This window comes from Croceicoccus sp. (assembly GCF_983967925.1).
On record NZ_CFETID010000019.1, the window covers coordinates 1 to 22,859 of the forward strand.

Here is a 22,859-nt window from a genome sequence, read left to right on the forward strand (position 1 = left end):
GGCTCGCGCAGCACCTGCGTCAGCGTCCGGGCGGTCAGCCCGACTTCCTCGCCCAGTTCGCGCTGCGCCGCCTGCTCATGCGTCTCGCCGCCGTCGACGCCGCCCGTCACCAGCTGCCATTCGCCTTTCGCGCGATAGCTGTGCCGCACCATCAGCACCTCGCCGCCCGCGTTCAGCGGCACCAGTGCGCAGCCGCGCAATTGCGGCCTGCGCCAGCGCCACCAGATCCGCCGCGCCCGTTCCCCCACGCGCAGCACCGCGCGGTGCAGGGCGGGGGGCATCAGCCCGGCGAACGGGATGTCGGGCATTCAGGAAAAGCAGGTCACGCTGCAGCGCGCTTGGCCCAGCAGCCGCGCCACCGGCAGATCGTTGTTGCCGCGCGCCGCTTCCTCGAACAGGGCCAGCTTGTCTTCGCCGCGCACCACGAACATCAGCGCTTCGGCCGTCAGCAGTTTCGACAGCGTCAGCGTCACGCGGTCGAACGGTGCCTCGGGCGGCAGCGGATCGGGAGTCAGCCGCTTCACCTGCGCGGGATCGTCCACCTGCGGATCGGTATTGGGAAACAGCGAGGCGACATGCCCGTCCAGCCCCATGCCCAGCCACGCCAGCGCGAAATGCGGCGGATGCTTGTCCTCGGTCAGCTCGACAACGCTTGCGCCCGTATCGGACAGCGCGGCAGCAAGGCGGCCGTAATTGCTCGCCTCGTGATCGGCGGGGACGCAGCGGTCGTCGCCCGGCCAGAATTCCAGCCGCTGCCAGTCGAGATCGTGCTTTGCCAGCTCGGCGAAAATGGGGAAGGGGGTGGATCCGCCTGGCACCGTCACCGCCACCGTGCCGTCGCGCTCTTTCAGCGCCTTCGCCAGATGCGCAGCCAGCCAGTCGGCGATCTCGGCATCGCTCCAGCCCTTTTGATATTCGATCTCGGTCATCACGGGCATCAGGCTCCTTTGTCTTGCGCGGTCACACGCGGTCTTGGGGGATGCAGGTGGCGATGCCGCGCGGCAATCGCAAGGACCGGGCTTCAGCCTTCGGGCGGCGCGGCGACCTGCTGCCAGAGTTCGATCTTCACCCCGTCGGGATCGAGCAGCCATGCGAACTTGCCGTAACCCTCGTCTGTGGTGTCCAGCACATCGACGCCCTTCGCCTGAAGTTCAGCGATGAACCCGTCGAGGTCGTCGACCCGCAGATTGATCATGAATGGCGCGGTGCCGGGCTTCAGATACTCGGCATCGGCAAAATGGCTGATGAGCGAATAGGGCGCCTCGCCTGTCTCCTCCGACCAGCGCAGCATCGGGCCATATTCGCCGTCGATGCCCAGCACGTCGCGGTACCATGCCCGCGACGCTTCGGGGTCCTTCACCACGTAGAATACGCCGCCCAGTCCGGTAATTTTTGCCATGTCTTAACTCCTGCGGTTGCGACTCCCACGCGAAAACGGGACCAGCCCGTGCTCTCGCGCATTACCATAACATGCTGCTGCCGATCACCGCCGCCATGACTGCCGCCTTTATCGCGATCCACCTGTTCATCGGGCGTCTGAAATGGCTCGACGTACTGCCGCGCCATCGCTGGCTGTCATTCTCGGGCGGAGTGGCGGTGTCCTATGTGTTCCTGCACGTCCTGCCCGACCTCGGCCTGCATCAGCGCGCCTTTTCCAGTGAGCTGCATCTGACCGATACGCTGGCGGAAAGCCTGGTCTATTCGCTGGCGCTGCTGGGTCTTGTCGCGTTCTATGCGCTGGAGCGGAAGGTGCGCCTGTCGCGGGCGCGGTCGCGTGCCAAGGGGAAGGGCGACCAGTACGAGGACCACCTCGAATGGGTGCACGCCGGCAGCTATGCCGCGCTCAACCTGCTGATCGGCTATCTGCTGCTCCACCGCGAGGAAGCGGGCTGGGTGTCGCTCGCGCTCTATTTCGGAGCGATGGCTCTGCATTTCATGACCGTCGACCACGGCATGCGCGGCGATCACAGCGAAGCCTATGACCGGCGCGGCCGCTGGGTCATCAGCGCGGCGGTTGCGGCGGGATGGGTGCTGGGCATGCTGACGACGGTGCCGCCCGTCGGGGTCGGTTTCCTGTTCGCCTTTCTTGCAGGCGGGATCGTGCTCAACACGCTGAAGGAAGAACTGCCGCAGGAACGCGAGAGCAAGCTCTGGCCGTTCCTGACGGGTGCGGGGGTCTATGCCGCGCTGATGCTGGCCGAGGAATTCATCGCCTGAACGCCCCGGCCATGATCAGGGCCTCTATTGCGTGGCCGCGCGCGGCACCGGTGCGCTCGATCCCATGCGGCTGACGAGGACGATCGCCGCCCACGCTGCGATGAAGCCCGGAATGATCTCGTACACGCCCGGTCCGCCAAGGAAGCTGTCGCCAAGGCCCAGCGCGATCCATGCGATCACCACGGCGGCACCGGTGACGAGACCCGCCACCGCGCCCGAACCGGTCATCCGGTCCCACGTCAGCGCCAGGATGATCAGCGGCCCGAACGCCGCGCCAAAGCCAGCCCATGCGTTGGAGACGAGGCCCAGCACCTCGCTGTTCGGATCTGCCGCGATGGCGATGGCGGCCAGCGCCACCAGCAGCACGCAGATGCGCGACACGTTCACAGTCTCGCGCTCGGACGCCTGCTTGCGCAGGAACAGCCGGTAGAAATCCTCGGTCAGCGAGGAGGAGGCGACCAGCAGCTGCGAGCTGATCGTCGACATGATCGCGGCCAACAGCGCGGCCAGCAGGAAACCGGTGATCAGCGGGTGGAACAGCGTGTCCGCCAGCAGGATGAAGATCGTTTCCGGATCGTCCAGTGTCAGATTGTTGATCTCGACATGCGCGCGGCCAAGGATGCCGACGCCCAGCGCGCCGATCAGCGAGACGAACATCCAGCTCATCCCGATATTGCGCGCGGTCTTCACCCCGCCTTCCTTCACCGCCATGAACCGCACGATGATATGCGGCTGGCCGAAATAGCCCAGACCCCAGGTCACGGCAGACAGGAAGCCGATCACGGTCAAGCCGTGGAACAGCGAGAGGAAATTGGGGTCAACATTGCGCACCGCCTCCGCCACGGTGGCGCTGCCGCCATCGCTGGTCAGCACGACGATGGGCATCAGCACCAGCGCGACCACCATGATGCAGCCTTGGACGAAATCGGTCAGCGACACGGCCAGGAACCCGCCCACCATGGTATAGGCCAGCACCACGCCCGCGGTCAGCCAGATGCCGGTCATGTAGTCGGACAGGCCCGTATCGCCGAACAGTCCGGCAAAGCTGGTCACGAACAGCTTGCCGCCGCCGACAAGGCCTGCCGCGGTATAGACGGTGAAGAACAGTACGATGATGATGGCGGACACGACGCGCAGCGCGATGGCGCGGTCGGGAAAGCGATTGGCGAGGAATTCGGGGATCGTCAGCGCATTGCCATAGGACACGGTCTGGTCGCGCAGGCGCGGCGCGACGATGATCCAGTTGGCCAGCGCGCCCACGAACAGGCCGATGCCGATCCACGCCTCGACAAGGCCGGTGGCATAAAGCGCGCCGGGCAGGCCCAGCAGCAGCCAGCCCGACATGTCGGACGCGCCCGCGGACAGCGCCGCGACGGCAGGCGGCAGGTTGCGTCCGCCCAGCAGATAGCCTTCCGAACTGTCGGTCGACTTCTTCCACGCGAACAGGCCGATGCCCAGCATCAGCACGAAATAGAGGGTGAGTGAGATCAGTGTTCCAGTAGCCATGGGGCCGCGACATATCGCCGCGAACCCCGTTTGGCCACTGTTCAGCCCGAATTAGACCGATTTCATCGCAGCAAGGCGCTTTTCGCTAGCATCCTTGCGCGAGTCTTTCGGTTCAGGCGTCAACCTTGCGCTTGGCTTTCTTTCGCTCGTTCGGGTCGAGCAGCGCCTTGCGCAGGCGGATGTTCTGCGGCGTCACCTCGACCATCTCGTCATCGTCGATATAGGCGATGGCCTGTTCCAGCGTCATGCGGGTCGGCGGGGTCAGGCGCAGTGCGTCGTCCTTGCCGGTGGAGCGGAAGTTGGTCAGCTGCTTGGACTTCAGCGGATTGACTTCCAGATCCTCGGGCTTGGCGTTCTCGCCGATGATCATGCCCTCATACAGCTTTTCCTGCGGGGACACGAACAGCACGCCGCGTTCTTCCAGGCCGCCCAGCGCATAGCCGACCGCATCGCCCGTCGCGTTCGAGATCAGGACGCCGTTCTGGCGGCCCTCGATCGGACCCTTGTAGGGGCCGTATTTCTCGAACAGCCGGTTCATGATGCCCGTGCCGCGCGTGTCGGACAGGAATTCGCCGTGATAGCCGATCAGCCCGCGCGAGGGGGCCGAGAACGCGATACGCGTCTTGCCCACGCCCGAGGGACGCATTTCGGTCAGGTCGGCCTTGCGGCGCTGCATCTTTTCGACGACCGTGCCCGAATATTCGTCGTCCACGTCGATGACGACCGTTTCGTAAGGCTCGGTCCGGTTGCCATCCTCATCGGTCGAGAAGATCACGCGCGGACGCGAGATGCCAAGCTCGAACCCTTCGCGGCGCATCGTCTCGATCAGCACGCCCAGCTGCAATTCGCCGCGGCCCGCGACTTCAAAGCTGTCCTTGTCGGCGCTTTCGGTGACGCGGATCGCGACATTGGTCTCCGCCTCGCGGGTCAGGCGGTCGCGGATCATGCGGCTGGTGACCTTGTCGCCCTCGCGCCCCGCATAGGGGCTGTCGTTGACCGAAAAGCGCATCGCCAGCGTCGGCGGATCGATCGGCTGCGCGGCGATGGGTTCGGAGACCGACGGATCGGCGATGGTGTTCGACACGGTCGCCTTTTCCATGCCGGCCAGCGCGATGATGTCGCCTGCGCGCGCCTCGTCAACGGGCACGCGTTCCAGCCCGCGGAACGACAGCAGCTTGGACGCGCGGCCGGTTTCCACGACCTTGCCGTCTGCGTCGATCGCGCGGATCGGATCATTGGTGCGGATCACGCCCGACTGGACGCGGCCCGTTAGCACGCGGCCCATGAAATTGTCGCGGTCGAGCAGCGTCGCAAGGAAGCTGAACGGCGCATCCTCGTCCAGCCCCGGCGAGGGGACATGGTCGCGGATCAGTTTGAACATCGGCGTCAGATCGCCCTCGCGCGCGTTAATGTCCTCGCTGGCGTAACCGTTGCGGCCTGAGGCATAGAGCGTCGGGAAATCGAGCTGCTCGTCATTGGCGTCGAGGCTGACGAACAGATCGAAGATCTCGTCCAGAACCTCGTCCGCGCGGCCGTCGGGGCGGTCGATCTTGTTGACGACGACGATAGGCTTGAGCCCCAGCGCCAGCGCCTTGCCGGTGACGAACTTGGTCTGCGGCATCGCGCCTTCCGCACTGTCGACCAGCAGGATTACGCCGTCGACCATGCTCAGGATACGCTCCACCTCGGCGCCGAAGTCGGCGTGGCCGGGCGTGTCGACGATATTGATGCGCAGGCCTTCCCACACGATCGACGTCGGCTTGGCGAGAATGGTGATTCCGCGTTCCTTTTCGAGATCGTTCGAATCCATCGCGCGTTCCTCGACGCGCTGGTTGTCGCGGAACGTGCCGGACTGGCGGAAAAGCTGGTCGACAAGCGTGGTCTTGCCATGGTCGACGTGCGCGATAATCGCGATATTGCGAAGGTCGGCGGACATTGGTCCCTCTTCAATAATCAACTGTCTGCTGGTCGAGGGAGGGCCGGTTGCCCCGCAATGTGCCGCGCGCCGAACCCGTCAAAGGTCAGGCCGCGCCCCTTTCACGAGCGCGCCCCTATAACAGAGTGTGCAATGCAGCAAGCCTTTTACCTGTGGCGGCAGGACCACAGGGGGCGATTTTGAACGGCAAAAATTCTAACAAAGATTGCGTCCACGCCGCCGCAAAACTAGTCCTGCGCCTATTGGATGCCATCCTTCGGAACAAAAGGGCGCAAAAGCCCAGGGATTGGCGACCGCCAGTGGAGAGTGGAGAAAACTCGCATGAAATCAATGGGTCGCGGCTTTTCTGCCGTGCGTGTACTGGTCCTGTCGGGCAGCAGCCTGGCGGCCATCGCTTCGTGTCCGGCGTTCGCGCAGGACAATGCCTCCGGTGAAGGCGAATATGCGCAGCCGGCATATGCCGAGCCTGCCTTCGCCGAACCTGCCTATGAAGAAGACGCGGCGCAATCGGCGTATCAGGGCAACGACATCATCGTCACCGCGACCAAGCGCGCGCAGACGCTGCAGGATGTCCCCGTTGCGGTCAGCGTCACGACCGAGGCGCAGATCGAACGCGCCGAGATCCGCGACCTCAAGGATTTGACGACCGAGGTGCCGACCCTGCGCGTCATCCAGTTGCAGTCCAGCGCCAACACCAATTTCATCATCCGCGGTTTCGGCAATGGCGCGAACAACGCGGGGATCGAGCCTTCGGTCGGCGTCTTCGTCGACAATGTCTATCGCTCACGCAGCGCCGCGCGGATCAACGATCTGCCTGATCTTGAGCGGATCGAAGTGCTGTCCGGCCCGCAATCGACCCTGTTCGGCAAGAACGCCAGCGCGGGCGTCATCTCGGTCACCACGCGCGAGCCGCAGTTCGATTTCGGCGGCCAGGCCGAGGTCAGCTATGGCAATTACGACGCGATGGTCGCCAAGGGCATCGTCACCGGCCCCATCACCGACAGCATCGCGGCATCCCTGGGCGGCGGCATCAACATTCGCGATGGCTATATCCGGGACGAGGGGCTGGACCGCGACACCAACGAACGCAACCGCTGGTTCACGCGCGGCCAGCTGCTGTTCGAACCCAGCGATGTGTTCAAGGTCCGCCTGATCGGCGATTATGAAAAGACCGACGAGGATTGCTGCGGCACGGTGCTGCTGCAGAACGGCTTTACCGGCGCGGCGGTCAATGCGCTGGGCGGGCGTTTCTCGGATCCGGCCGATCCCTATGCCGACGTGATCTATTCGAACTTCGCCTCGACCAACGATATCGAGAACTGGGGCGTGTCAGGCCAGATCGACTTTGGCTATGGCCCGTTCGGCATCACCTCGATCACCGCCTATCGCGGCGTGGATTCACTGACCAATCAGGATTCGGACTTCACCAGCGCGGATCTGATTTCAGAGAATTCGCAGGATCTGGGCATTCGCACCTTCACGCAGGAATTTCGCGCGAATGCCGAATTCGGCCCGGCGAGCATTCTGCTTGGCGCGTTCTATTTCAACGAAGAGATCGATCAGACCAACGATCTGCTGCTGGGAAGCGATTTCCGCAATTATGCCGATCTGCTGATCCAGAGCCAGACCGCGGGCGCATTCACCGCCGACACGGTGGAGCAGACCGTTGGCGCGCTGCTGGGCGATCCGACGCAGTTCATCGGCCGCTTCTTCGGCGACGGGCAGGGGCTGGACGAGGCCTATACGCTGGATAACGAGGCGATCAGCCTGTTCGGCCAAGTCGATTTCGAGGTTACCGACCGGCTGACGCTGACGGCGGGCCTGAACTATACGAAGGACAAGAAGACCTTCGCCACCGACACCACGACCAGCGACGTCTTCTCGACCATCGATCTGGCGCAGGTCGGCGGGATCGGCATCTATCAGCAGGCGCTGTCGACCACGGTCGGCAATGCGCTGATGCTAGGCCGTCCGGCGACGGCGGCCGAGATCGGTGCCTTTGCGGGCGGCAATCCGCAGGCCTTTGCCGCGATCAACGCGGGGTCGCAGGCCTTTGCCCAGGCGAATGCGAACAATCCCGACGTCAACCCGCTGCTGAACCTGCAGGCGCTGCAATTCCTGCCGCCGTTCCAGAACGTGCCCAATGCGGTCGAGAGCGGCAAGATCAAGGACGACGACCTCGCCTTCACGCTGCGGGCCGCCTATGATCTGTCGGACAGCGTGAACCTCTATGTCTCCTATGCCACCGGCTACAAGCCGCCGTCGGTGAACCTGTCGCGCGACAGCCGCCCGACGCCCGCCGACCGGCAGGCGCTGGCCGCGGCGGGTCTGGCCGTGCCGAACCTGACGGCCGGCAGCCGCTTTGCCGATGCCGAGGAGTCCGAGGTCTACGAGCTGGGCATCAAGGGCAACTGGGGCCCGGCGCAGGTCAATTTCGCGGCCTTCCGCCAGACCATCACCGGGTTCCAGTCGAACATCTTCACCGGCACCGGCTTTTTCCTGGCCAATGCGGGCGAACAGCAGGTGACGGGTTTCGAATTCGACGGCACGGTGTTCCCGGTCGAACCCCTAATGCTGCGCCTTGCGCTCACCTATCTGGACGCGGAATACACCGATTTCCAGCAGTCGGGCGTGGGCGACCTGACCGGTCAGAACGTGGCGGGCGTTCCGCCGATCGCGTTGACCATGTCGGGCCAGTACACGCATGAATTCGGCAATGGCGCACAGCTGATCGCGCGCAGCGCCTATCACTACGAATCGGCGGTCGAGGTGATCGAGGGCCTGCCCGGTTTCATCGATCTGGGGCAGGAGGCCGCCATCGGCGCGGTGCGTCCGTTCCCGCGGCAGGTCGACGATCTTTCGGCTTCTCTGACCTATGTGTCTGATATGGGGCTGGAATTGTCGGTGTGGGGCCGCAATCTGCTGAACGACCGCTATCTGCTGTCGATCTTCGATACCCCTATTCAGCCGTTAAGCTTTTCGGGTTATCCCAATCAGCCGCGAACCTATGGTATCACCGCGCGCTACAAGTTCTGATTCCCTAACGGAATCGCATCGAATCTGACCGCAAGCGTCAGGGGAGAGGGAGGGTCCGCATCCGATCGGGTGCGGACCCTTTCTCGTTTCCAATTCCGCCTAACCGATGCGTCCGCCGTAAAGTCCTTTTGCAATCGGCCCATGATTGCGGGATAGTTGCGGCGTCACTGGACAGGGGGAATGGGTTCCATGGATTATATGTTGATGCCGTTCATGCGCTATTTCGACTTTGCGGGAAGGTCGCGGCGCAAGGAATACTGGATGTTCTTCGTGCTGAACCTGATCATCATCACTGTCATGACCACGGTGCTGTTCGGCCTCGGCTTTTCGATGGACCCCTATGCCGCGTCGTCGGGCGGGCCGGTGACGTGGCTGATCTTTGCCGTTCTCGGTCTCTATTCGTTGATCGTCCTGATTCCGTCGATCGCGGTGCAGGTGCGCCGCTTCCACGATCAGGACAAGTCGGGCTGGTTCGTGCTGATCAATTTCGTGCCCTATATCGGCGGGCTGATCGTGCTGGTCTTCATGCTGCTGGAAGGCACGCGCGGACCCAACAAATACGGTCCCGATCCCAAGGAAGGGCTTGCTCGCGGCGTCTGAGAATTCCCGCCCGCCCGGTCAGAGCGAACGCAGCGCACTGGCCGGGCGGGCGCGCAATATCGGCAGCGATGCGGCGGTGGCGGCCACGATGACCAGCGCCGCCCCGCCTGCCAGAACCGCCAGCACGACGGGCCAGTCGGGCCGGAACGGCAATTCGAACAGCCCCGTCATCACGCCCCAGCCGACAAGGCTGCCCAGCGCCAGCGCGACCAGCGCCAGGACGACGGCCAGCAGCGCATAGCGCACCGCCAGCGCGCCCAGCACCTGCGCGCGGCTGGCGCCCAGCACGCGCAGCACCACGGTCTCATAAGTCTCGCGCGCGCGGGCCGCGGCAATCGCGCCCAGCAGCACCGCCAGCCCCGCCAGCACGGTGACTGACGCGGCGGCAAGGATCGCGGCGGCCATGCTGCCCAGGATCTCGCGCGCCTGCGTCAGAACCGCGCCCACCTCGATCACCGCGCTGCCGGGGAATTCGCGCACCATCGAACTCAGCAGCGCGCGCCGGTCCGCGCCCTCGGCCAGCGAAATGGTCGCGGCATAGCTGTGCGGCGCATCGGCAATCGCGCCGGGGCTGAAGACAAGCACGTGGTTGAAACCCAGATCGTCCCACTCGATGGTGCGGAAACTGGCGACCACGGCCTCGCGCTCGGCCCCCAGAACGCTATAGCGGATGCGGTCGCCGATGTTCAGGCCGATGGGGAGCGCCAGATCCTCGTCGACCGAGACCAGTGCCTCGCTCGCGCCCTGCTGCTCGCTCCACCAGTCGCCCCGCGTGATCGTATTGCCCTGCGGCACGTCGCTGGCGTAGGTCACGCCGCGCTCGCCGCGCAGCGCCCACGCGCCGTCGGGCACATCCTCAAGGTCCGCGACATTGGTCATCGCGCCTTCGGGCCCATAGGCGAGGATGGTCGCCCGCAGGTTCGGCACCGCGCGCATCCCCGATCCCGGCGCGATCCGCTCGACCAGCGATTCCAGACCGCCGACATCGGCGCTGGGCAGGTCGATCACGAAATAATCGGGCGCGACTTCGGGAACGCTGCTCTCGATATAATTGTCGAGCGCCGACTGGATGCTGGCAATCGCCGCAAAGGCGGCAAGGCCAAAGCCCAGCGCGGTCGCCAGCGCCACGGTCGGCGCGCCCGGCCGGTCGAGCGCGGAAAGTCCCATGCGGATCGCCAGAACAGCGCCCGTTTTCGGCAATCCGCCCGCCAGCCGCCTGATCCCGAACCCGATCGCGGCCAGCAGCGCCAGCACGGCCGCCGCGCCGACGATGAACCATAGGTTGAGCAGCGGATCGCGCGCACCCAGCAGCACCAGCCCCACCAGCAGCACGATCCCGCCGCCCACCGGCAGCGCCGCCGCACGCCAGACTTTCGCCCGCCCGACAGCGCCCGAACGGAACAGCGCCATCGCCGTCACTTCGCGCGCGGCGATCAGCGGCGGTGCTGCAAAGATCAGCGCGACCAGCAGCGCGAAACCCGCCGCCCGCGCCAGTGCAAGGGCGTCAAAGCTGAAGCGCGCCTCGACCGGCAACATGCCTTCCAGCATCGAGGCAAGCAGCGGCACCGCCAGATAGCCCAGCACCAGCCCCGCGATCACGCCGACCATTGCTGCCGCCACGACCTGCACGACATGCAGCCGCATGACATCCCCGCTCGACGCGCCCAGAACCTTCAGCGTGGCAATCGACGTCCGCCGGCTTTCCAGCCACGAGGTGACCGCGCCCGCGATCCCGATGCCTGCAATGAACAGCGCGGCCAGCCCGACAAGCGTCAGGAACTGTCCCATGTTCGCCATCAGCCGGTCCGCACCGGGCGAAGCGCGGTCGCGCGTGCGATGCTCCCAGCTTCCGAGCGGAAACTGCGCCTCGAAATTCTCGGCCACCGCATCGACATCGGCATCCGGCGGCAATTTCACGCGATATTTGAACCGCGCCATCGATCCGGTCTGCACCAGCCCCGCATCGGCCAGCGTCGCCTCGGATACCAGCAGCGGCGGGCCGAGCGAGAAGCCTTCGGAAAGCCGGTCAGGCTCGTTCTCGATCAGGCCGGTCAGGCGCACATTGGTGTCGCCAAGCCGCACTTCTGCGCCTTCATCGACGTCCAGCCGGTCGAGCAGGCCCGGATCGGCCCAGGCCTCCCCGCGCGGCGGAGCGCCCACGCTGCGCCCATCCTCAAGCGTCAGCGTGCCGTAAAGCGGATAGGCACCGTCGATGGCCTTCAACTGTACCGGCGCGCCGATCAGATCGTCGCCTTCACCCACCGAAGCGATGGCCTGCAGCCGCACGCCGCCTGATACAGGCCCCAACGCACGCAGGGCCGCCAGTTCCTCGTCGCTGGCAGGTTGGCCATATCGGTTGAATTCGATATCGCCGCCAAGGATGTCCTGTCCGCGTGTCTCAAGCTCACCGCGGATCGCGCCTTCCAGCGTGCCGATGGCGGACAGCGCCGCCGCGCCCAGAAACAGGCACACGATCAGCAGCCGCAGCCCGCGGAACCGCCATGAGAAATCGCGCCGCGCCAGCCGCAGGGCCAGCGACCAGCGCGCCATCAATCCGGTCATAGGGGCTGAAGACCCGCGCGGTCCGACACGATACGCCCGTCGGCCAGTTCCAGAATGCGCTGGCAGCGTTCGGCCAGCGCGGGATCATGGGTGATGAGGAACAGGGTCGCGCCGCTCGATGCGCGGCGGGTGAACAGCAGGTCGATGATCTCGGCCCCCGTCGCGCTATCCAGATTGCCGGTCGGCTCGTCCGCGAAGATCAGCGCGGGGCGGGGGGCAAGCGCGCGCGCGATGGCGACGCGCTGCTGCTCTCCGCCCGACAGCTGCGCGGGAAAATGGTCCAGCCTGTGGCCAAGGCCGACCGCTTCCAGTTCGGCCTGCGCCCGTTCGAACGCGCCGGTCATGCCTGCCAGTTCCAGCGGCGTCGCGACATTTTCGAGCGCAGTCATGGTCGGCAGCAAATGAAACGCCTGTAGCACTATGCCGATGCGCCCGCGCCGGGCAGCGGCCAGCTCGTCCTCGCTCATCGACGCGCCGCCCGAACCGGCGAACTGGGCGCCCGCAACCTCCAGCGTCCCGCCGCTCGCCTGTTCCAGCCCCGACAGCACCGCCATCAGCGAGCTCTTGCCCGAACCCGACGGACCCAGCAGCGCCACCGTCTGGCCCGATGGAACGACGAGATCGATCCCCTTCAGGATCGGCACCTCCGCCCGCCCGTTCATGAACGCCAGCGTCAGCCCCCGCGCATCGATGGCGACGGTCTGCGTGTCGGAACGGGGTGAGGGAAAAGCAGCGGTCATTGTGTCTGGCATGATGCATGACATAGGATCGCGCGGGACACAAAGAAGGTATTGTAACAAGTGATTGCTCGTTTCGTGACTTTGGGTGCGGCATTCCTGCTCGCATCATGCGGTTCGCCCGCCGATGAAGGCGCCGGTTCAGCCGGTGCCGAAGCAGAGGCGCCGACCGATGCCGTGGTGCCCGGCGGCCCCGCCATCGACATTCTGGCGTTTGGCGACAGCCTGTTCGCCGGCTACCGGCTGGACAGCGCCCAATCCTATCCCGCCCGCCTGCAAGAGGCGCTGCGCCAGCGCGGCCTCAACGTCACGGTGACCAATGCGGGCGTGTCGGGCGACACCACCGCGGCGGGGCTGCAGAGGCTGGATTTCGTGCTCGATTCCATGGCCGGACAGCCCGATCTGGTGCTGCTGGAACTGGGCGCGAACGACATGCTGCGCGGGCTGCCCGCGGCCGAGGCGCGCCGCAATCTCGACCAGATCCTGCAGCGGCTGGACCAGCGCGGCATTCCGGTGATGATCTATGGCATGCGCGCCGCGCCCAATCTGGGCGGCGAATACGGCAAGAGCTTCGATACGATCTTCCCCGACCTTGCCGGAAAATACGACGCCGAACTGGTGCCCTTCTTCATCGAGCCGCTGATCTTCGACCGCTCGCTGGTGCAGCCCGACCAGTTGCACCCGACGGCGCAAGGCGTCGACGCGATGGTCGAAAAGACGGTGGAGCAGGTCGAGGACCGGGTGGAGGACCTCGACTAGGCTTTCTCGGCCACCCCTTCGGTCACGCGCCAGACGGCGGCCTTGCCTTCCAGCCCGCTGAACAGCGCAAGTTCGGTGCCTGTCATCCACACCTGCGCGCCGCTGGCCTCCAGCCGTTCGAACAGCGCGGCGCGGCGCACGGGATCGAGATGCGCGGCAACCTCGTCCAGCAGCAGCACCAGCGGCCGCCCGCCATCGGCCCCCTGCGCCTTGGCCAGCGTGGCATGGGCGAGGGTGATCGCGATCAGCAGCGCCTTTTGCTCGCCGGTCGAACATTCGGATGCAGCGCGGCCCGTGCCTGCCATGATAACGGCCAGATCGTCGCGATGCGGTCCCGACAATGTGCGGCCCGCTCCGCGCTCGGCGCTGCGCGATGTGCGCCATTTGTCGGCCAACGCATCGGCTTCGGCGGACGAGGCAGGATCGACCGATATCTCGGGCCGCGCGAATGGTGCGTCGGGCAGCACGGCCAGCCGCTGGGACAGCGCCTCCACCACTGCGGCGCGATTGGCGGCGATGGCCGCGCCCGCTTCGGCCATTTCCCGTTCCAGCGCCTCCAGCCACGCGGGATCGGGCGACCGGTCGGCGGACAGCAGCCGGTTCCTTTCGCGCAAGGCCTTGTCGTATCGGCCTGAGAACGTCGCATGGTCGGGCCTGATCGCCAGCACCATCCGGTCGAGAAAACGGCGGCGGCCCGATGCGCTATCGGTGAACAGCCGGTCCATCGCGGGCGTCAGCCACGCGACCGAGAGCCATTCGGCCAGGCGAGAGGCGGGCAGGGGCGCGCCGCTGGCCTGCACGATGCGGCGGCTTGCGGGCGCACCTGACCCGTCGGGCTGAACCGCCGTCCCCAGCCGGACCGGCGTTACGCCGCTGACCAGATCCGCGCCGATGGCAAAGCCGTCCGCCCCGTCGCGGGTCATTTCCGACAATTGCGCCCGGCGCAGCCCGCGTCCGGGGGTGAACAGCGACAGCGCCTCAAGCACATTGGTCTTGCCCGCACCGTTCGCCCCGACAAGCAGGTTGAACCGCGCCGCGCCGTCCAGCCGCGTGGCGCGATGGTTCCTGAAATCGGCAATCTGGATGCGGTCGAACGCCATCTGGCGGCGCTAGCTTTTCCCGCCCCGCCGCGCCAAGCGAAATTGCCGCGAAAAGCCGTTCCCAAACATTGGTGAAAAATCCCGAACATCGGCAAGCGTTCATCTGCGCGAAAGAATCCGAAATTTCCAAAGCACTGATTTTTCACGATAATTGAAACTGGCACGGTGCCTGCAATGTATTTGGCATGGAGGCCAACGGGGCCATCCAGACCAACACATCAAAGGAGATTACACCATGTCGAACACCAATGTTGCCAACCAGGCTGTCGCTTTCGTTCTCGCTCTCGTGCTGTCGATCGGCGCTTTCGGCGTCACCGTCGCACCCGACCACAACGACACCGCCGCTCCGGTTGCTTCGCAGCTGATCGCGTAAACCCAACCCGCACAAGAAAGGAAATCACGATGTTCGCCAATTCCAACCTCGCAGGTCAGGCCGTTGCCTTCGTCCTCGCCCTCGTCCTGTCGGCCGGTGCCTTCGGCGTGACCGTTGCGCCCGACCACAATGACACCCCCGCCGAAGTCTCCGCGGAGATGGTGGCATGAGTGATCTGATGAAAGGCAATGACAATACCCCGCGCAAGTTTCACCTGAACAAGCGCCGCGGCAAGCTGATGGGTGTCAGCGCGGGGATGGCCGACTATTTCGGGTTCGATGTCACGATCATCCGGATCGCATGGGTCGTCGGCACCCTGCTGGGCTTCGGCTCGCTGATCCTGATCTATCTGGCCATCGGGCTGATCGCGGATTGAGGGGCGCGCTAGTCGCGTCCCTCGGCCGCATTGTTTTTCCTGATATGCGCGAAGGGTGAGAAATCCGTGTCCGTATCGAACACATCGACACCCTCCCGCCGCTTGAGCCATCCGACCACCGCATAGGTCACCGGCGTCAGCAATATTTCCCACGACGTCTTGAGCACCCACTGGGTCACCGCGACCCAAAGGACCAGATCGTTGGTCCAGCCCGCCGCGCCCCAGAACGCCAGCGGATAGAACAGCGCGCTGTCCACGCCCTGTCCCACCACCGTCGACCCGATGGTGCGCGTCCACAGCATGCGCCCCCTGGTCCAGATCTTCATCTTCGCCATCACGAAGGCATTGACGAACTCGCCCGCCCAGAACGCGGTGATCGAGGCAAAGACGATGCGCGGCACCTGTCCGAACACCGCTTCATAGGCGGCCTGATTGCCCCATTGGGGTGCGGGCGGCATGGCGACGACCACGAAACTCATGAACGCCATGAACAGCAGCGCGCCGAATCCGGCCCAGATACAGCGCCGCGCCGCGCCATAGCCGTAAACCTCGGTCAGCACGTCGCCGATCACATAGGACACCGGAAAGAACAGCAGCCCCGCGCCGAACGGCCACAGGCCGATCCCCGGCAGATCGACCACCGCGACCTTGCCCGCACCGATCACGTTCGACAGCAGCAGCACGGTGACGAACCCCGCCATGACGAAATCGTAATAGCGAAAAGTGGTCGGCGAACGGCCGCTGACCGTGGCGGGGGCAGGTTCGGCGTCTTGGCGGCGCGGCGGCGTAGGCTCCATGGAATCATTCGATAGCGGCAATTGCAGCCGCGTCAAACCGCCGCTATGCGGAGGCCTGCGCGCGCCCTTAGCTCAGCTGGATAGAGCACGAGACTTCTAATCTTGAGGCCGCAGGTTCGACTCCTGCAGGGCGCGCCATTTCCGTTCAGCATTAGGCACGATGTGGGGGCGCCGTTCCACTGGCTGCTCGGGCAGGCCGGTCTTCTGCTCCGGCTAGCGGTGTTCGAACAAGGGGCGGTACGATAATTCGCCGTCGCTGTGGTCGAAGCCGATACGCTGATGACAATAGTGCGGTTGTGATGGGAATGGCGGCTTGCGGCGTCGGCAGCCACCGAATCGGGCGGACAGTGAACAGCCCATTTGCTTTCGCTATGCGTTTCGAACAGATGGCGGCTGAGCGTCAGTTCTTGGCGATACCGGACTCTGCGTTCGGAACTGACGATCTGGTCGACGCCTTTGAGACCTGCCAATCATCAAGCGGTCCATCTCCGGTCGCTCATCACCGGCCAAGCTAGTGCGAGGACAGCGCTTCACTGACGCGTTATCGCTGTCAGTTTCGAACGCGCTTCGCCCATTCGCGTAACAAGGCCAGGCGGGATGTCGGCGCCGTAGCTCTTTCGGAAGTTCGCTTCCGAGAATTCCAGCGCCGCCAGAAGGTCTTGCGCAGCGGCGCGGGCGGCTTGCGGATGCGTACTGCCGACATGGTCGATCCAGACCGGCTGGGTGTGCGCGAAATGCGTGAAGGACATGATCGGCCATGCGGTGTCGCCGCCGACAGCACGCGCCGCGATCCATCCGCCCTCCGGCAGGTCCAAGGACCCGCGATAGGTTTGCCGGCCCTTGCCTTCGAACCCCTGCAGCGTCTGGACGACCGCGCCATTGACCAGAATTTCGACCCGGTCGACAGGTCCGACGCTGATAAGGTCGAGCGACCATTCCCGCATGCCGCTGCCGACGACATCGCCCGGTGCCTGTCCGTCGACCGCGAACAGGATCGCGGGGCCGGTGGTGACGAAACCCTTGCCATTACGGACCTGATCGAGCGCGGCGGAATATCCGTCGGCTGCACCGGCCGCTGGAAGATAGGACCGCGCGGTGCCGATGGCGGGGAGGCGGTAAAAGTTCGCCATCATGTCCGTGCCCGATGTCACGGGCATGGCCCGTCCGATATTGAGGAAGCGATACCAGGCCTGCGCAGTCCCAAGAGGGCTGGTCCACTGACAGACAAGCTCGATCCCGATGCCGTCCGACAAGACCCCGTCGATGACCAACTCGTGCGGTAGCGGGTTCGCCGCCAGGTCCGCGAACGGATCCGCATCCCCGCCGATCGGATGAACATAGGTCGCGAGCGCTCCCTGCGCCTTGGCGAACGGGTTCACCAGGCCATTGTGAAGGTCGCGGTTGCCATAGATCGGGACGTTTGGGCCAAAGAACCAGGGCTGGAACGCAGTGGTGGCCCCGATCATCCCGATATGGCCGTGATAGTCGGAGCGGACCTCCTGCGACAGCCAGGCGGTCGTGCCGTCGGGCGCCGAGGCCTTCTGGCCGATACGGTCCGCGTCGATGAACCTGTTGTACTGGTTCCAGGCCATCGGCGCGCCATAGTTCAGGTCCTCGCCACGCATCGGAAGGAGCAGATCGGGCAAAGCCAGCTCATTCACACCGCTACCGTTGAGATGGGTGTGATAATCGGCAGACACATAGCCGGCCGCATGCGCATTCCAGATCCGCTGCACGTTGAGTTCGGCATCAGTCTCTTGCCCCGCGACAACGCGCACGGTTTTCGTCTCCGGCAGCGAAAATGGGCCATGTGTCGCGACGATGCCGTATTCGCCTGCCGGGAGGTTCAATGTCGTAGTGCCGTCGATGTAGAAATAGACCGGACCGTTCTGATTATCGACGAAAGTCGATCCGGCTGGGTTCGTAACAGGGTGCCCGTCGGCTCGCGTGATCGACACCCTCGCGGCGATCGGCGCAGTTATGCTCGTTTCGCCGCCGTCTCCGTCAGCGCCGTGCACGGCGATCGTCAGATCGCCCATGCCGGTGCCGTAATCCCATCTGGTCACGCGAACTTCTTCGGGCGTGCCCCCGGCCGCGTCGATCCGCATCAGATGGAATTGCTGCCGCGCATCGGCCTCGACGAAATAGATGTCCGAACCGTCGGCCGACCATGCGGGAAACAGTGCCTTTTCGTCGGGCCCGGTCAGCCAGCGCGGATAGGCCGGACGGTCGACGTCCATGACCGCCAGCCGGACCATATTGCCTTCGCCCACGCCATAGACGATGGCCCGCTCCGCCGGGTGCACATCAGGGCTTAGATGCGCCATCCAGCCCTGCTCGAACAGGATGTCGCCGTCGGTGGTGTCTTTGGCCGCGTTCGGCGCGGGTTTCAGATCGCGGATCACGACTCCCTGTCCAGCGCCCGCTGCCTCCTGATAAACCAGCCTGCCGTCCGCCAGTGTCCGAGCCGCCCGCGCGACCCGCGACCCCTTCGTCAGTTGCTCGTCGGTGCCGGTCGTCAGATCGCGTCGCCATAGATCCAGATTTCCGCCGCGCGCCGAGGTATAGAGCAGCGCCTCGCCATCGCGCGTGAATTCGGGATCGAGATCGATCGCCGGCGTATCGATCGTCAGCAGTTGCCTGCCCTCGCGCGCGACGACGACGATGGCCGTGTCCGATCCCTTGTCCCGGACGAAAGCGATGCGCTGGCTGTCGGGCGACCAGCGCGGGCGGGAGTCGATACCCGCGGCATCTGTCAGCCGCCGCGCGACGCCGCTGTCCATATCGAGCAACCAGAGCCAACCCTGATGCGCGAAGGCAATCGCCGACCCGTCGGGCGAGGGCGCCGGATAAACCGGGCCAGAAGACAGAATCGGGAGATGCTCCTGCTCGAGATAAAGCTGGTGTCCGTACCCTTCCACCTTGGGATAGTGACGTTCCCATTGCGCAGACGCAGAGACGGAGACGATGGCGAGAGCAAGAGCGAGCAACGACGAGATGGATTTCATCAAGCCAGCATATCCGCGCAACGCACGGATAGCTACTTCCGACCGCCTTGGTCAGAACGCTGGTGCGCAATCAGATGGTGTTCGCAGGAGCCGACGTGATCGCCCGGCCCGCCGATATGGGAGCATGACAGCGGCTGCGAGCGGAAGGGACGCGCAGCCTGACCGATCGCGATCATAGATGCTCCTGACAAATCTGCCGCAGAAGCGCAAAAGGCTCGGCATGAAAGCCCGATCCATTTCCTGCTATGTCATTGCGTGTTTATACTTGGCTGCCGGTGTCATGCACCTCGTGCTACCAGCGCCGTTCGTCGCAATCGTTCCACCTTGGGTGCCTGCACCTGCGCTGATGGTCATGTTGACCGGTTTGGCGGAAATTTTGGGCGCAATCGGGATCGCGCAGCGGCGGTTTGCGAGTCTGCGCAAAGCTGCAGCTTGCGGGCTCGCCCTTTACGCCGCCTGCGTCTGGCCGGCGAACTTCCAGCATATGGCTATCGACCTGGCAAAGCCGGATCGTGACTATATGCTCGCCTACCACATTCCCCGGCTCATGCTTCAACCCGTCCTGATCTGGTGGCCGCTTTGGGCGGCCGGCTTGATCCGATGGCCGCTGCGTTCGACGCGTTGAATTGGCATCCTCATGCTTTTCGGTAGGCGGCTGCCTACTCGAAGTGACTGAAGTTCTCGGAAATTTTTTCAGCCGTGTGCCAAGACGTAGTCCAGTCCGGCGCAGACCGCTTCGACCTGCGCGGCGTTGCACTGCTCGGGCGTGGCGCGCGGGCTGTCGGGATAAACCTCGGTAGTGGTCTTGAACCGCGCCGTCGTCACGCTGGTGCACATCCCGGCCTTCGCAGCGGGATACTCGATCACGCCGCGCGCGACCACGGGCGAACCGATGATGCGTCCTTGCGCGTCGGCAGGCGCGATATGCGTGATCTTCTCTACCGCGGCGACGATCGCCTGCTGGAAAGCTGGCTGCGGATTCTCGCCATCGTCGACGAGGTAAAAGCCGTCGGGGATGGTATCGGGCTCGTAATCCGTGCCGTCACGTGCCGAAAGCGCCGGACGGAATTCGGTTTCGTCGCTGTCGGTGGTTTCGTGCAGGTCGATGTGCATGAGAAACGGCTCCGGCTGCGCAGCGACCAGCGCCATGAGATGCGCGCATTCGGCGACATTGGTGCCCTTGCGGAAGTTCCGGTTGGGGTCGAGCGCGTTCCGGTTCCAGCGATTGATCCGCTCATACCCCCATGGGCTAACGCAGACCACGACCAGCAGATTGACCTTGCCGGCATAGTCGGCCGCGCGCGTTTCGAGGAATTCGAGCGCCCCCATGACGCCGCTGGTCTCGTAGCCATGAACGCCGCCCGTCACCAGCGCGGTAGGCAATGCAGGATCAGGCGCGCCATTTCGCAGCGCATAGAGCGAATAAATATCCTCGCCATAGTCGAGTGTGCCGTAAACCGAGATCTGGAAGCGCGATGCCAAGGCCTCGATCCTCGGCACGACATCCTCGGCATAGCTGCGGCGGCGAGGCTGGCTTGCGCGCCACTCCTCGCGCTCCTTCGCCGTCCACGGCGTTCCGGGGGTGCCGATCGGATAGAATGCGGTGCTGGTCATCACGGTGCCTTGCAGGTGAAGAAGCTCGGGACACGCAGGTCATAGCCGGAACGCGGCGGTTGCGGCCAGAGCACGCGCGAAGAGGAGGGCAAAATCAAAAAAACAACAGACATGATTGTTTTTATGTTATGTCCCTGCCCGCAAAACAGAAACGATGGAGAGCGAAAATGCCCGCAACCGACGTCGCAGCGTACCGGAAATCCTGCATTATCGATCCCGATGCTGCGCCCGCCGATCATGGCGCGAAAGCGCCCTATGTCGACAACGGCTTTGGCCCGATCAGTCCCGAACGATATTATTCCATGGAATGGATGGAGGCAGAGCGTCGCCATCTCTGGTCACGCGTGTGGAACTGGGCCTGCCGCGAAGAGGACATCCCCCTCGCCGGGGACTATGTGAAATTCGATCTCGGCCGCGAAAGCTTTATCGTAACGCGCGGCGACGATGGAGCCATTCGCGCCTTCTACAATGTCTGTCCGCATCGGGGTAACCGTATCGTCACCGACGAGGACGGCGCCCGGCCGCAGGGGTTTGCCTGCCGGTTTCACAACTGGCGCTTCTCGCTGTCGGGTGAGAATACCCATGTCACCGACCGGGAGACGTTCCGCGAGGATGCGTTATGCCGCAACCGTGACCTGCGGCAGGCTCGATGCGAAACATGGGAAGGGTTCGTTTTCATCAATATGGATGAGGAGGCCGCCCCCCTGCTGGATCAGATCGGGCCGCTTTGCGACCATGCCAAACCGTATCGGGTCCGCGACATGCGGATCATGCGCCGGGTGCAGGCCGTTTGGGAAGCCAACTGGAAGGTCGGTGTCGACGGCTTCAACGAGGCCTACCACGTTCACGCCATTCATCCGCAGATCCTGCCGGTGTTCGACGACTATCACGCGCAGATCGACCTTTATCCCAACGGCATGAGCCGCATGACGACCCGGTTCGCACACCAGAGTCCCCGCATGAACGAAGAGGGACTGAACCCCGCGCTGCGCGCCGCCATGGAAGAGGTCGGACTGGATCCCGACATGTTCGAAGGCAGAATGGAGGACGTGCGTCCAGCCATTCAGAAGGCGAAGCGCAAAAGGGCGGAACGGCTCGGCGTGGATTATTCGATGTTCAGCGACAACCAGCTGACAGACGACTGGAATTACGACATTTTTCCCAATATCCAGATGGGTATGCACCCGGAAGGCATCAGCATGCTCTATTTTCGGCCGCATGCCACAGATCCGCGCAAGTTCATCTTCGACGTGATCGTGTTGATGCACCCTCAGCATGATACGGATATCCTGCCGCCTGCCTATATGGGTCTGCCCGATGACACAGACCTTTCAGGTCGCGAACCGGTCGAGATCGAACATGTCGACTGGCGCAAGGGCGGATTGGGCGAGTTGTTCGATCAGGATGCATCGCTTTTTGCCGATGTGCAAAAAGGCATGGAAAGCGCCAGCTACGAAGGGGCGATCCTGTCCGAACAAGAGCAGCGCATCGGTCATTTCCATGCGGAACTGGAGCGTTATCTCGCGGGCGCAATGTCGGGTTAGACTCAGGAGCCACATGGCAGAATGCTCGACTGTCATGGCCATGAATGATGGCTATAACCTTGCTCCGCGCCTGCCGCCTATGATGCGGCGATTGCAAACGATGGATTGCACGGGGTAGAGCACTTGAATTTCATGACACTCGCCGCGATCGGGAGCCCTATATCGCTTGCCGCGCCGCGCCGGAATAACGCCGGTCAGTCCAGGGCGGGGCGCTAAAGTGCGCGGCATGTCCTATCTCAGGCGCAATATCGTCCTGTTCGGGGCACTGGCGGCCAATCTCGGTAATGCGATCGCGAAATTCATCGCGGCCTCGATCACCGGCTCATCCTCGATGCTGTCGGAGGGTTTTCACTCGGTCGTGGATTCGCTGCGCGAGGCGAAAGGGCTGTTGATCGGCGAAAGCGCGGACCTGGAAATCATCGACCGAATTCGCGAGGTGATCGAAGCCAAGGAATGGATCACTTGCGTCAATCATGTCCGCACGATCCACACCGCGCCGCAGCAGATCTTCGCCGCCATCAGCGCGGATCTCGACGACGGGCTTACGATGGGCCGCGGAGAACGGTTGATCGAAGAGCTTGAGGACGAGCTTCGCGTGGCCGTGCCGCATCTGTCCTCGATCTATATTCGCCCGGAAAGACGGGAAGACGCGTTTACTGCCGACCGGCTGACGCCTGCCGATCCGGGGTAAGGG

General features: G+C 64.2%; 21 protein-coding genes and 1 tRNA gene. 11 read left to right on the forward strand and 11 right to left on the reverse strand.

Annotated elements, in window-relative coordinates; translation table 11 throughout:
* The 3 genes from AC4FIJ_RS11405 to AC4FIJ_RS11415 form a co-directional block, all read right to left on the reverse strand.
* Window positions 1-308: NUDIX hydrolase (locus AC4FIJ_RS11405; RefSeq protein ID WP_490336852.1), on the reverse strand; the 308-nt coding region annotated here is incomplete at its 3' end.
* Window positions 309-938 carry a 6-phosphogluconolactonase gene (locus AC4FIJ_RS11410; protein ID WP_490336853.1) on the reverse strand — a complete coding sequence of 210 codons (630 nt, stop codon included), beginning with the start codon at window positions 936-938 and terminating at the stop codon, window positions 309-311.
* Window positions 939-1,021: 83 nt separating this feature from the next.
* On the reverse strand, window positions 1,022-1,399 hold the full coding sequence (locus tag AC4FIJ_RS11415) for a VOC family protein (RefSeq protein WP_490336854.1): 378 nt from the start codon (window positions 1,397-1,399) through the stop codon (window positions 1,022-1,024).
* 71 nt (window positions 1,400-1,470) lie between these two features.
* Between AC4FIJ_RS11415 and AC4FIJ_RS11420 the strand changes: the two genes are divergently transcribed.
* Window positions 1,471-2,217: a hypothetical protein gene (locus tag AC4FIJ_RS11420; RefSeq protein ID WP_490336855.1), complete on the forward strand. Its 747-nt coding sequence runs from the start codon at window positions 1,471-1,473 to the stop codon at window positions 2,215-2,217.
* A 24-nt stretch (window positions 2,218-2,241) separates the two neighbouring features.
* Here AC4FIJ_RS11420 and putP read toward each other — a convergent pair whose 3' ends face one another.
* Window positions 2,242-3,723, reverse strand: coding sequence for a sodium/proline symporter PutP (putP, locus tag AC4FIJ_RS11425; RefSeq protein ID WP_490336856.1), 1,482 nt, complete (start codon window positions 3,721-3,723; stop codon window positions 2,242-2,244).
* 112 nt (window positions 3,724-3,835) lie between these two features.
* Entirely contained in the window at window positions 3,836-5,659 is a 1,824-nt protein-coding gene (gene typA / locus AC4FIJ_RS11430) for a translational GTPase TypA (protein WP_490336857.1), read from the reverse strand.
* A 321-nt stretch (window positions 5,660-5,980) separates the two neighbouring features.
* Here typA and AC4FIJ_RS11435 point away from each other — a divergent pair, with 321 nt between their 5' ends.
* Together AC4FIJ_RS11435 and AC4FIJ_RS11440 are read left to right on the forward strand one after the other, a co-directional pair.
* A complete protein-coding gene (locus tag AC4FIJ_RS11435) occupies window positions 5,981-8,695 on the forward strand; it encodes a TonB-dependent receptor (RefSeq protein WP_490336858.1) in 2,715 nt (904 codons plus the stop codon).
* A 189-nt stretch (window positions 8,696-8,884) separates the two neighbouring features.
* Window positions 8,885-9,295, forward strand: coding sequence for a DUF805 domain-containing protein (locus tag AC4FIJ_RS11440; RefSeq protein ID WP_490336859.1), 411 nt, complete (start codon window positions 8,885-8,887; stop codon window positions 9,293-9,295).
* Between the two features lie 18 nt (window positions 9,296-9,313).
* Here the strand turns inward: AC4FIJ_RS11440 and AC4FIJ_RS11445 are convergent, their stop codons facing one another.
* Window positions 9,314-11,845 (reverse strand): ABC transporter permease, encoded by a 2,532-nt coding sequence (locus tag AC4FIJ_RS11445; protein WP_490336860.1) that lies wholly within the window; start codon window positions 11,843-11,845, stop codon window positions 9,314-9,316.
* An 8-nt stretch (window positions 11,846-11,853) separates the two neighbouring features.
* Window positions 11,854-12,597: an ABC transporter ATP-binding protein gene (locus tag AC4FIJ_RS11450; RefSeq protein WP_490336861.1), complete on the reverse strand. Its 744-nt coding sequence runs from the start codon at window positions 12,595-12,597 to the stop codon at window positions 11,854-11,856.
* Between the two features lie 60 nt (window positions 12,598-12,657).
* Here AC4FIJ_RS11450 and AC4FIJ_RS11455 point away from each other — a divergent pair, with 60 nt between their 5' ends.
* Window positions 12,658-13,353 (forward strand): arylesterase, encoded by a 696-nt coding sequence (locus AC4FIJ_RS11455; protein ID WP_490336862.1) that lies wholly within the window; start codon window positions 12,658-12,660, stop codon window positions 13,351-13,353.
* Here AC4FIJ_RS11455 and recF read toward each other — a convergent pair.
* Entirely contained in the window at window positions 13,350-14,453 is a 1,104-nt protein-coding gene (gene recF, locus AC4FIJ_RS11460) for a DNA replication/repair protein RecF (protein WP_490336863.1), read from the reverse strand. The genes AC4FIJ_RS11455 and recF overlap by 4 nt on opposite strands.
* A gap of 235 nt (window positions 14,454-14,688) precedes the next feature.
* Here recF and AC4FIJ_RS11465 point away from each other — a divergent pair, with 235 nt between their 5' ends.
* The 3 genes from AC4FIJ_RS11465 to AC4FIJ_RS11475 are packed head-to-tail and all read left to right on the forward strand — an operon-like array spanning window position 14,689 to window position 15,202.
* Window positions 14,689-14,826 (forward strand): hypothetical protein, encoded by a 138-nt coding sequence (locus AC4FIJ_RS11465; protein WP_490336864.1) that lies wholly within the window; start codon window positions 14,689-14,691, stop codon window positions 14,824-14,826.
* Between the two features lie 29 nt (window positions 14,827-14,855).
* A complete protein-coding gene (locus AC4FIJ_RS11470) occupies window positions 14,856-14,996 on the forward strand; it encodes a hypothetical protein (RefSeq protein WP_490336865.1) in 141 nt (46 codons plus the stop codon).
* An 8-nt stretch (window positions 14,997-15,004) separates the two neighbouring features.
* Window positions 15,005-15,202: a PspC domain-containing protein gene (locus tag AC4FIJ_RS11475; RefSeq protein WP_490336866.1), complete on the forward strand. Its 198-nt coding sequence runs from the start codon at window positions 15,005-15,007 to the stop codon at window positions 15,200-15,202.
* An 8-nt stretch (window positions 15,203-15,210) separates the two neighbouring features.
* Here the strand turns inward: AC4FIJ_RS11475 and AC4FIJ_RS11480 are convergent, their stop codons facing one another.
* Complete coding sequence (locus AC4FIJ_RS11480; RefSeq protein WP_490336867.1) at window positions 15,211-15,999, reverse strand: queuosine precursor transporter; 789 nt, start codon at window positions 15,997-15,999, stop codon at window positions 15,211-15,213.
* A 61-nt stretch (window positions 16,000-16,060) separates the two neighbouring features.
* Here AC4FIJ_RS11480 and AC4FIJ_RS11485 point away from each other — a divergent pair.
* Window positions 16,061-16,137: transfer RNA gene (locus AC4FIJ_RS11485), tRNA-Arg, on the forward strand.
* Window positions 16,138-16,529: 392 nt separating this feature from the next.
* On the opposite strand, the gene AC4FIJ_RS11490 is transcribed toward AC4FIJ_RS11485, so the two are convergent.
* On the reverse strand, window positions 16,530-19,007 hold the full coding sequence (locus AC4FIJ_RS11490) for a CehA/McbA family metallohydrolase (protein WP_490336868.1): 2,478 nt from the start codon (window positions 19,005-19,007) through the stop codon (window positions 16,530-16,532).
* Window positions 19,008-19,185: 178 nt separating this feature from the next.
* Between AC4FIJ_RS11490 and AC4FIJ_RS11495 the strand changes: the two genes are divergently transcribed.
* A complete protein-coding gene (locus tag AC4FIJ_RS11495) occupies window positions 19,186-19,632 on the forward strand; it encodes a DoxX family protein (protein ID WP_490336869.1) in 447 nt (148 codons plus the stop codon).
* Window positions 19,633-19,700: 68 nt separating this feature from the next.
* Here AC4FIJ_RS11495 and AC4FIJ_RS11500 read toward each other — a convergent pair whose 3' ends face one another.
* Entirely contained in the window at window positions 19,701-20,621 is a 921-nt protein-coding gene (locus AC4FIJ_RS11500) for a M14 family metallopeptidase (protein WP_490336870.1), read from the reverse strand.
* Window positions 20,622-20,680: 59 nt separating this feature from the next.
* Here AC4FIJ_RS11500 and AC4FIJ_RS11505 point away from each other — a divergent pair, with 59 nt between their 5' ends.
* A complete protein-coding gene (locus tag AC4FIJ_RS11505) occupies window positions 20,681-22,165 on the forward strand; it encodes an aromatic ring-hydroxylating oxygenase subunit alpha (protein WP_490336871.1) in 1,485 nt (494 codons plus the stop codon).
* Between the two features lie 226 nt (window positions 22,166-22,391).
* A complete protein-coding gene (locus AC4FIJ_RS11510) occupies window positions 22,392-22,856 on the forward strand; it encodes a cation efflux transmembrane domain-containing protein (protein ID WP_490336872.1) in 465 nt (154 codons plus the stop codon).
* Window positions 22,857-22,859: the final 3 nt, after the last annotated feature.

Excerpts from the sequence above, each read along its gene's own strand:
- AC4FIJ_RS11450 (WP_490336861.1), bottom strand. The coding sequence starts at position 12,597 with ATGACCGCTGCTTTTCCCTCACCCCGTTCCGACACGCAGACCGTCGCC.
- AC4FIJ_RS11475 (WP_490336866.1), top strand. The coding sequence starts at position 15,005 with ATGAAAGGCAATGACAATACCCCGCGCAAGTTTCACCTGAACAAGCGC.
- AC4FIJ_RS11480 (WP_490336867.1), bottom strand. The coding sequence starts at position 15,999 with ATGGAGCCTACGCCGCCGCGCCGCCAAGACGCCGAACCTGCCCCCGCC.
- AC4FIJ_RS11435 (WP_490336858.1), top strand. The coding sequence starts at position 5,981 with ATGAAATCAATGGGTCGCGGCTTTTCTGCCGTGCGTGTACTGGTCCTG.
- AC4FIJ_RS11470 (WP_490336865.1), top strand. The coding sequence starts at position 14,856 with ATGTTCGCCAATTCCAACCTCGCAGGTCAGGCCGTTGCCTTCGTCCTC.
- AC4FIJ_RS11445 (WP_490336860.1), bottom strand. The coding sequence starts at position 11,845 with ATGGCGCGCTGGTCGCTGGCCCTGCGGCTGGCGCGGCGCGATTTCTCA.
- AC4FIJ_RS11420 (WP_490336855.1), top strand. The coding sequence starts at position 1,471 with ATGCTGCTGCCGATCACCGCCGCCATGACTGCCGCCTTTATCGCGATC.
- AC4FIJ_RS11500 (WP_490336870.1), bottom strand. The coding sequence starts at position 20,621 with ATGACCAGCACCGCATTCTATCCGATCGGCACCCCCGGAACGCCGTGG.
- AC4FIJ_RS11440 (WP_490336859.1), top strand. The coding sequence starts at position 8,885 with ATGGATTATATGTTGATGCCGTTCATGCGCTATTTCGACTTTGCGGGA.
- putP (WP_490336856.1), bottom strand. The coding sequence starts at position 3,723 with ATGGCTACTGGAACACTGATCTCACTCACCCTCTATTTCGTGCTGATG.
- AC4FIJ_RS11410 (WP_490336853.1), bottom strand. The coding sequence starts at position 938 with ATGCCCGTGATGACCGAGATCGAATATCAAAAGGGCTGGAGCGATGCC.
- AC4FIJ_RS11415 (WP_490336854.1), bottom strand. The coding sequence starts at position 1,399 with ATGGCAAAAATTACCGGACTGGGCGGCGTATTCTACGTGGTGAAGGAC.
- typA (WP_490336857.1), bottom strand. The coding sequence starts at position 5,659 with ATGTCCGCCGACCTTCGCAATATCGCGATTATCGCGCACGTCGACCAT.
- AC4FIJ_RS11490 (WP_490336868.1), bottom strand. The coding sequence starts at position 19,007 with ATGAAATCCATCTCGTCGTTGCTCGCTCTTGCTCTCGCCATCGTCTCC.
- AC4FIJ_RS11495 (WP_490336869.1), top strand. The coding sequence starts at position 19,186 with ATGCTCCTGACAAATCTGCCGCAGAAGCGCAAAAGGCTCGGCATGAAA.
- AC4FIJ_RS11510 (WP_490336872.1), top strand. The coding sequence starts at position 22,392 with ATGTCCTATCTCAGGCGCAATATCGTCCTGTTCGGGGCACTGGCGGCC.
- AC4FIJ_RS11465 (WP_490336864.1), top strand. The coding sequence starts at position 14,689 with ATGTCGAACACCAATGTTGCCAACCAGGCTGTCGCTTTCGTTCTCGCT.
- recF (WP_490336863.1), bottom strand. The coding sequence starts at position 14,453 with ATGGCGTTCGACCGCATCCAGATTGCCGATTTCAGGAACCATCGCGCC.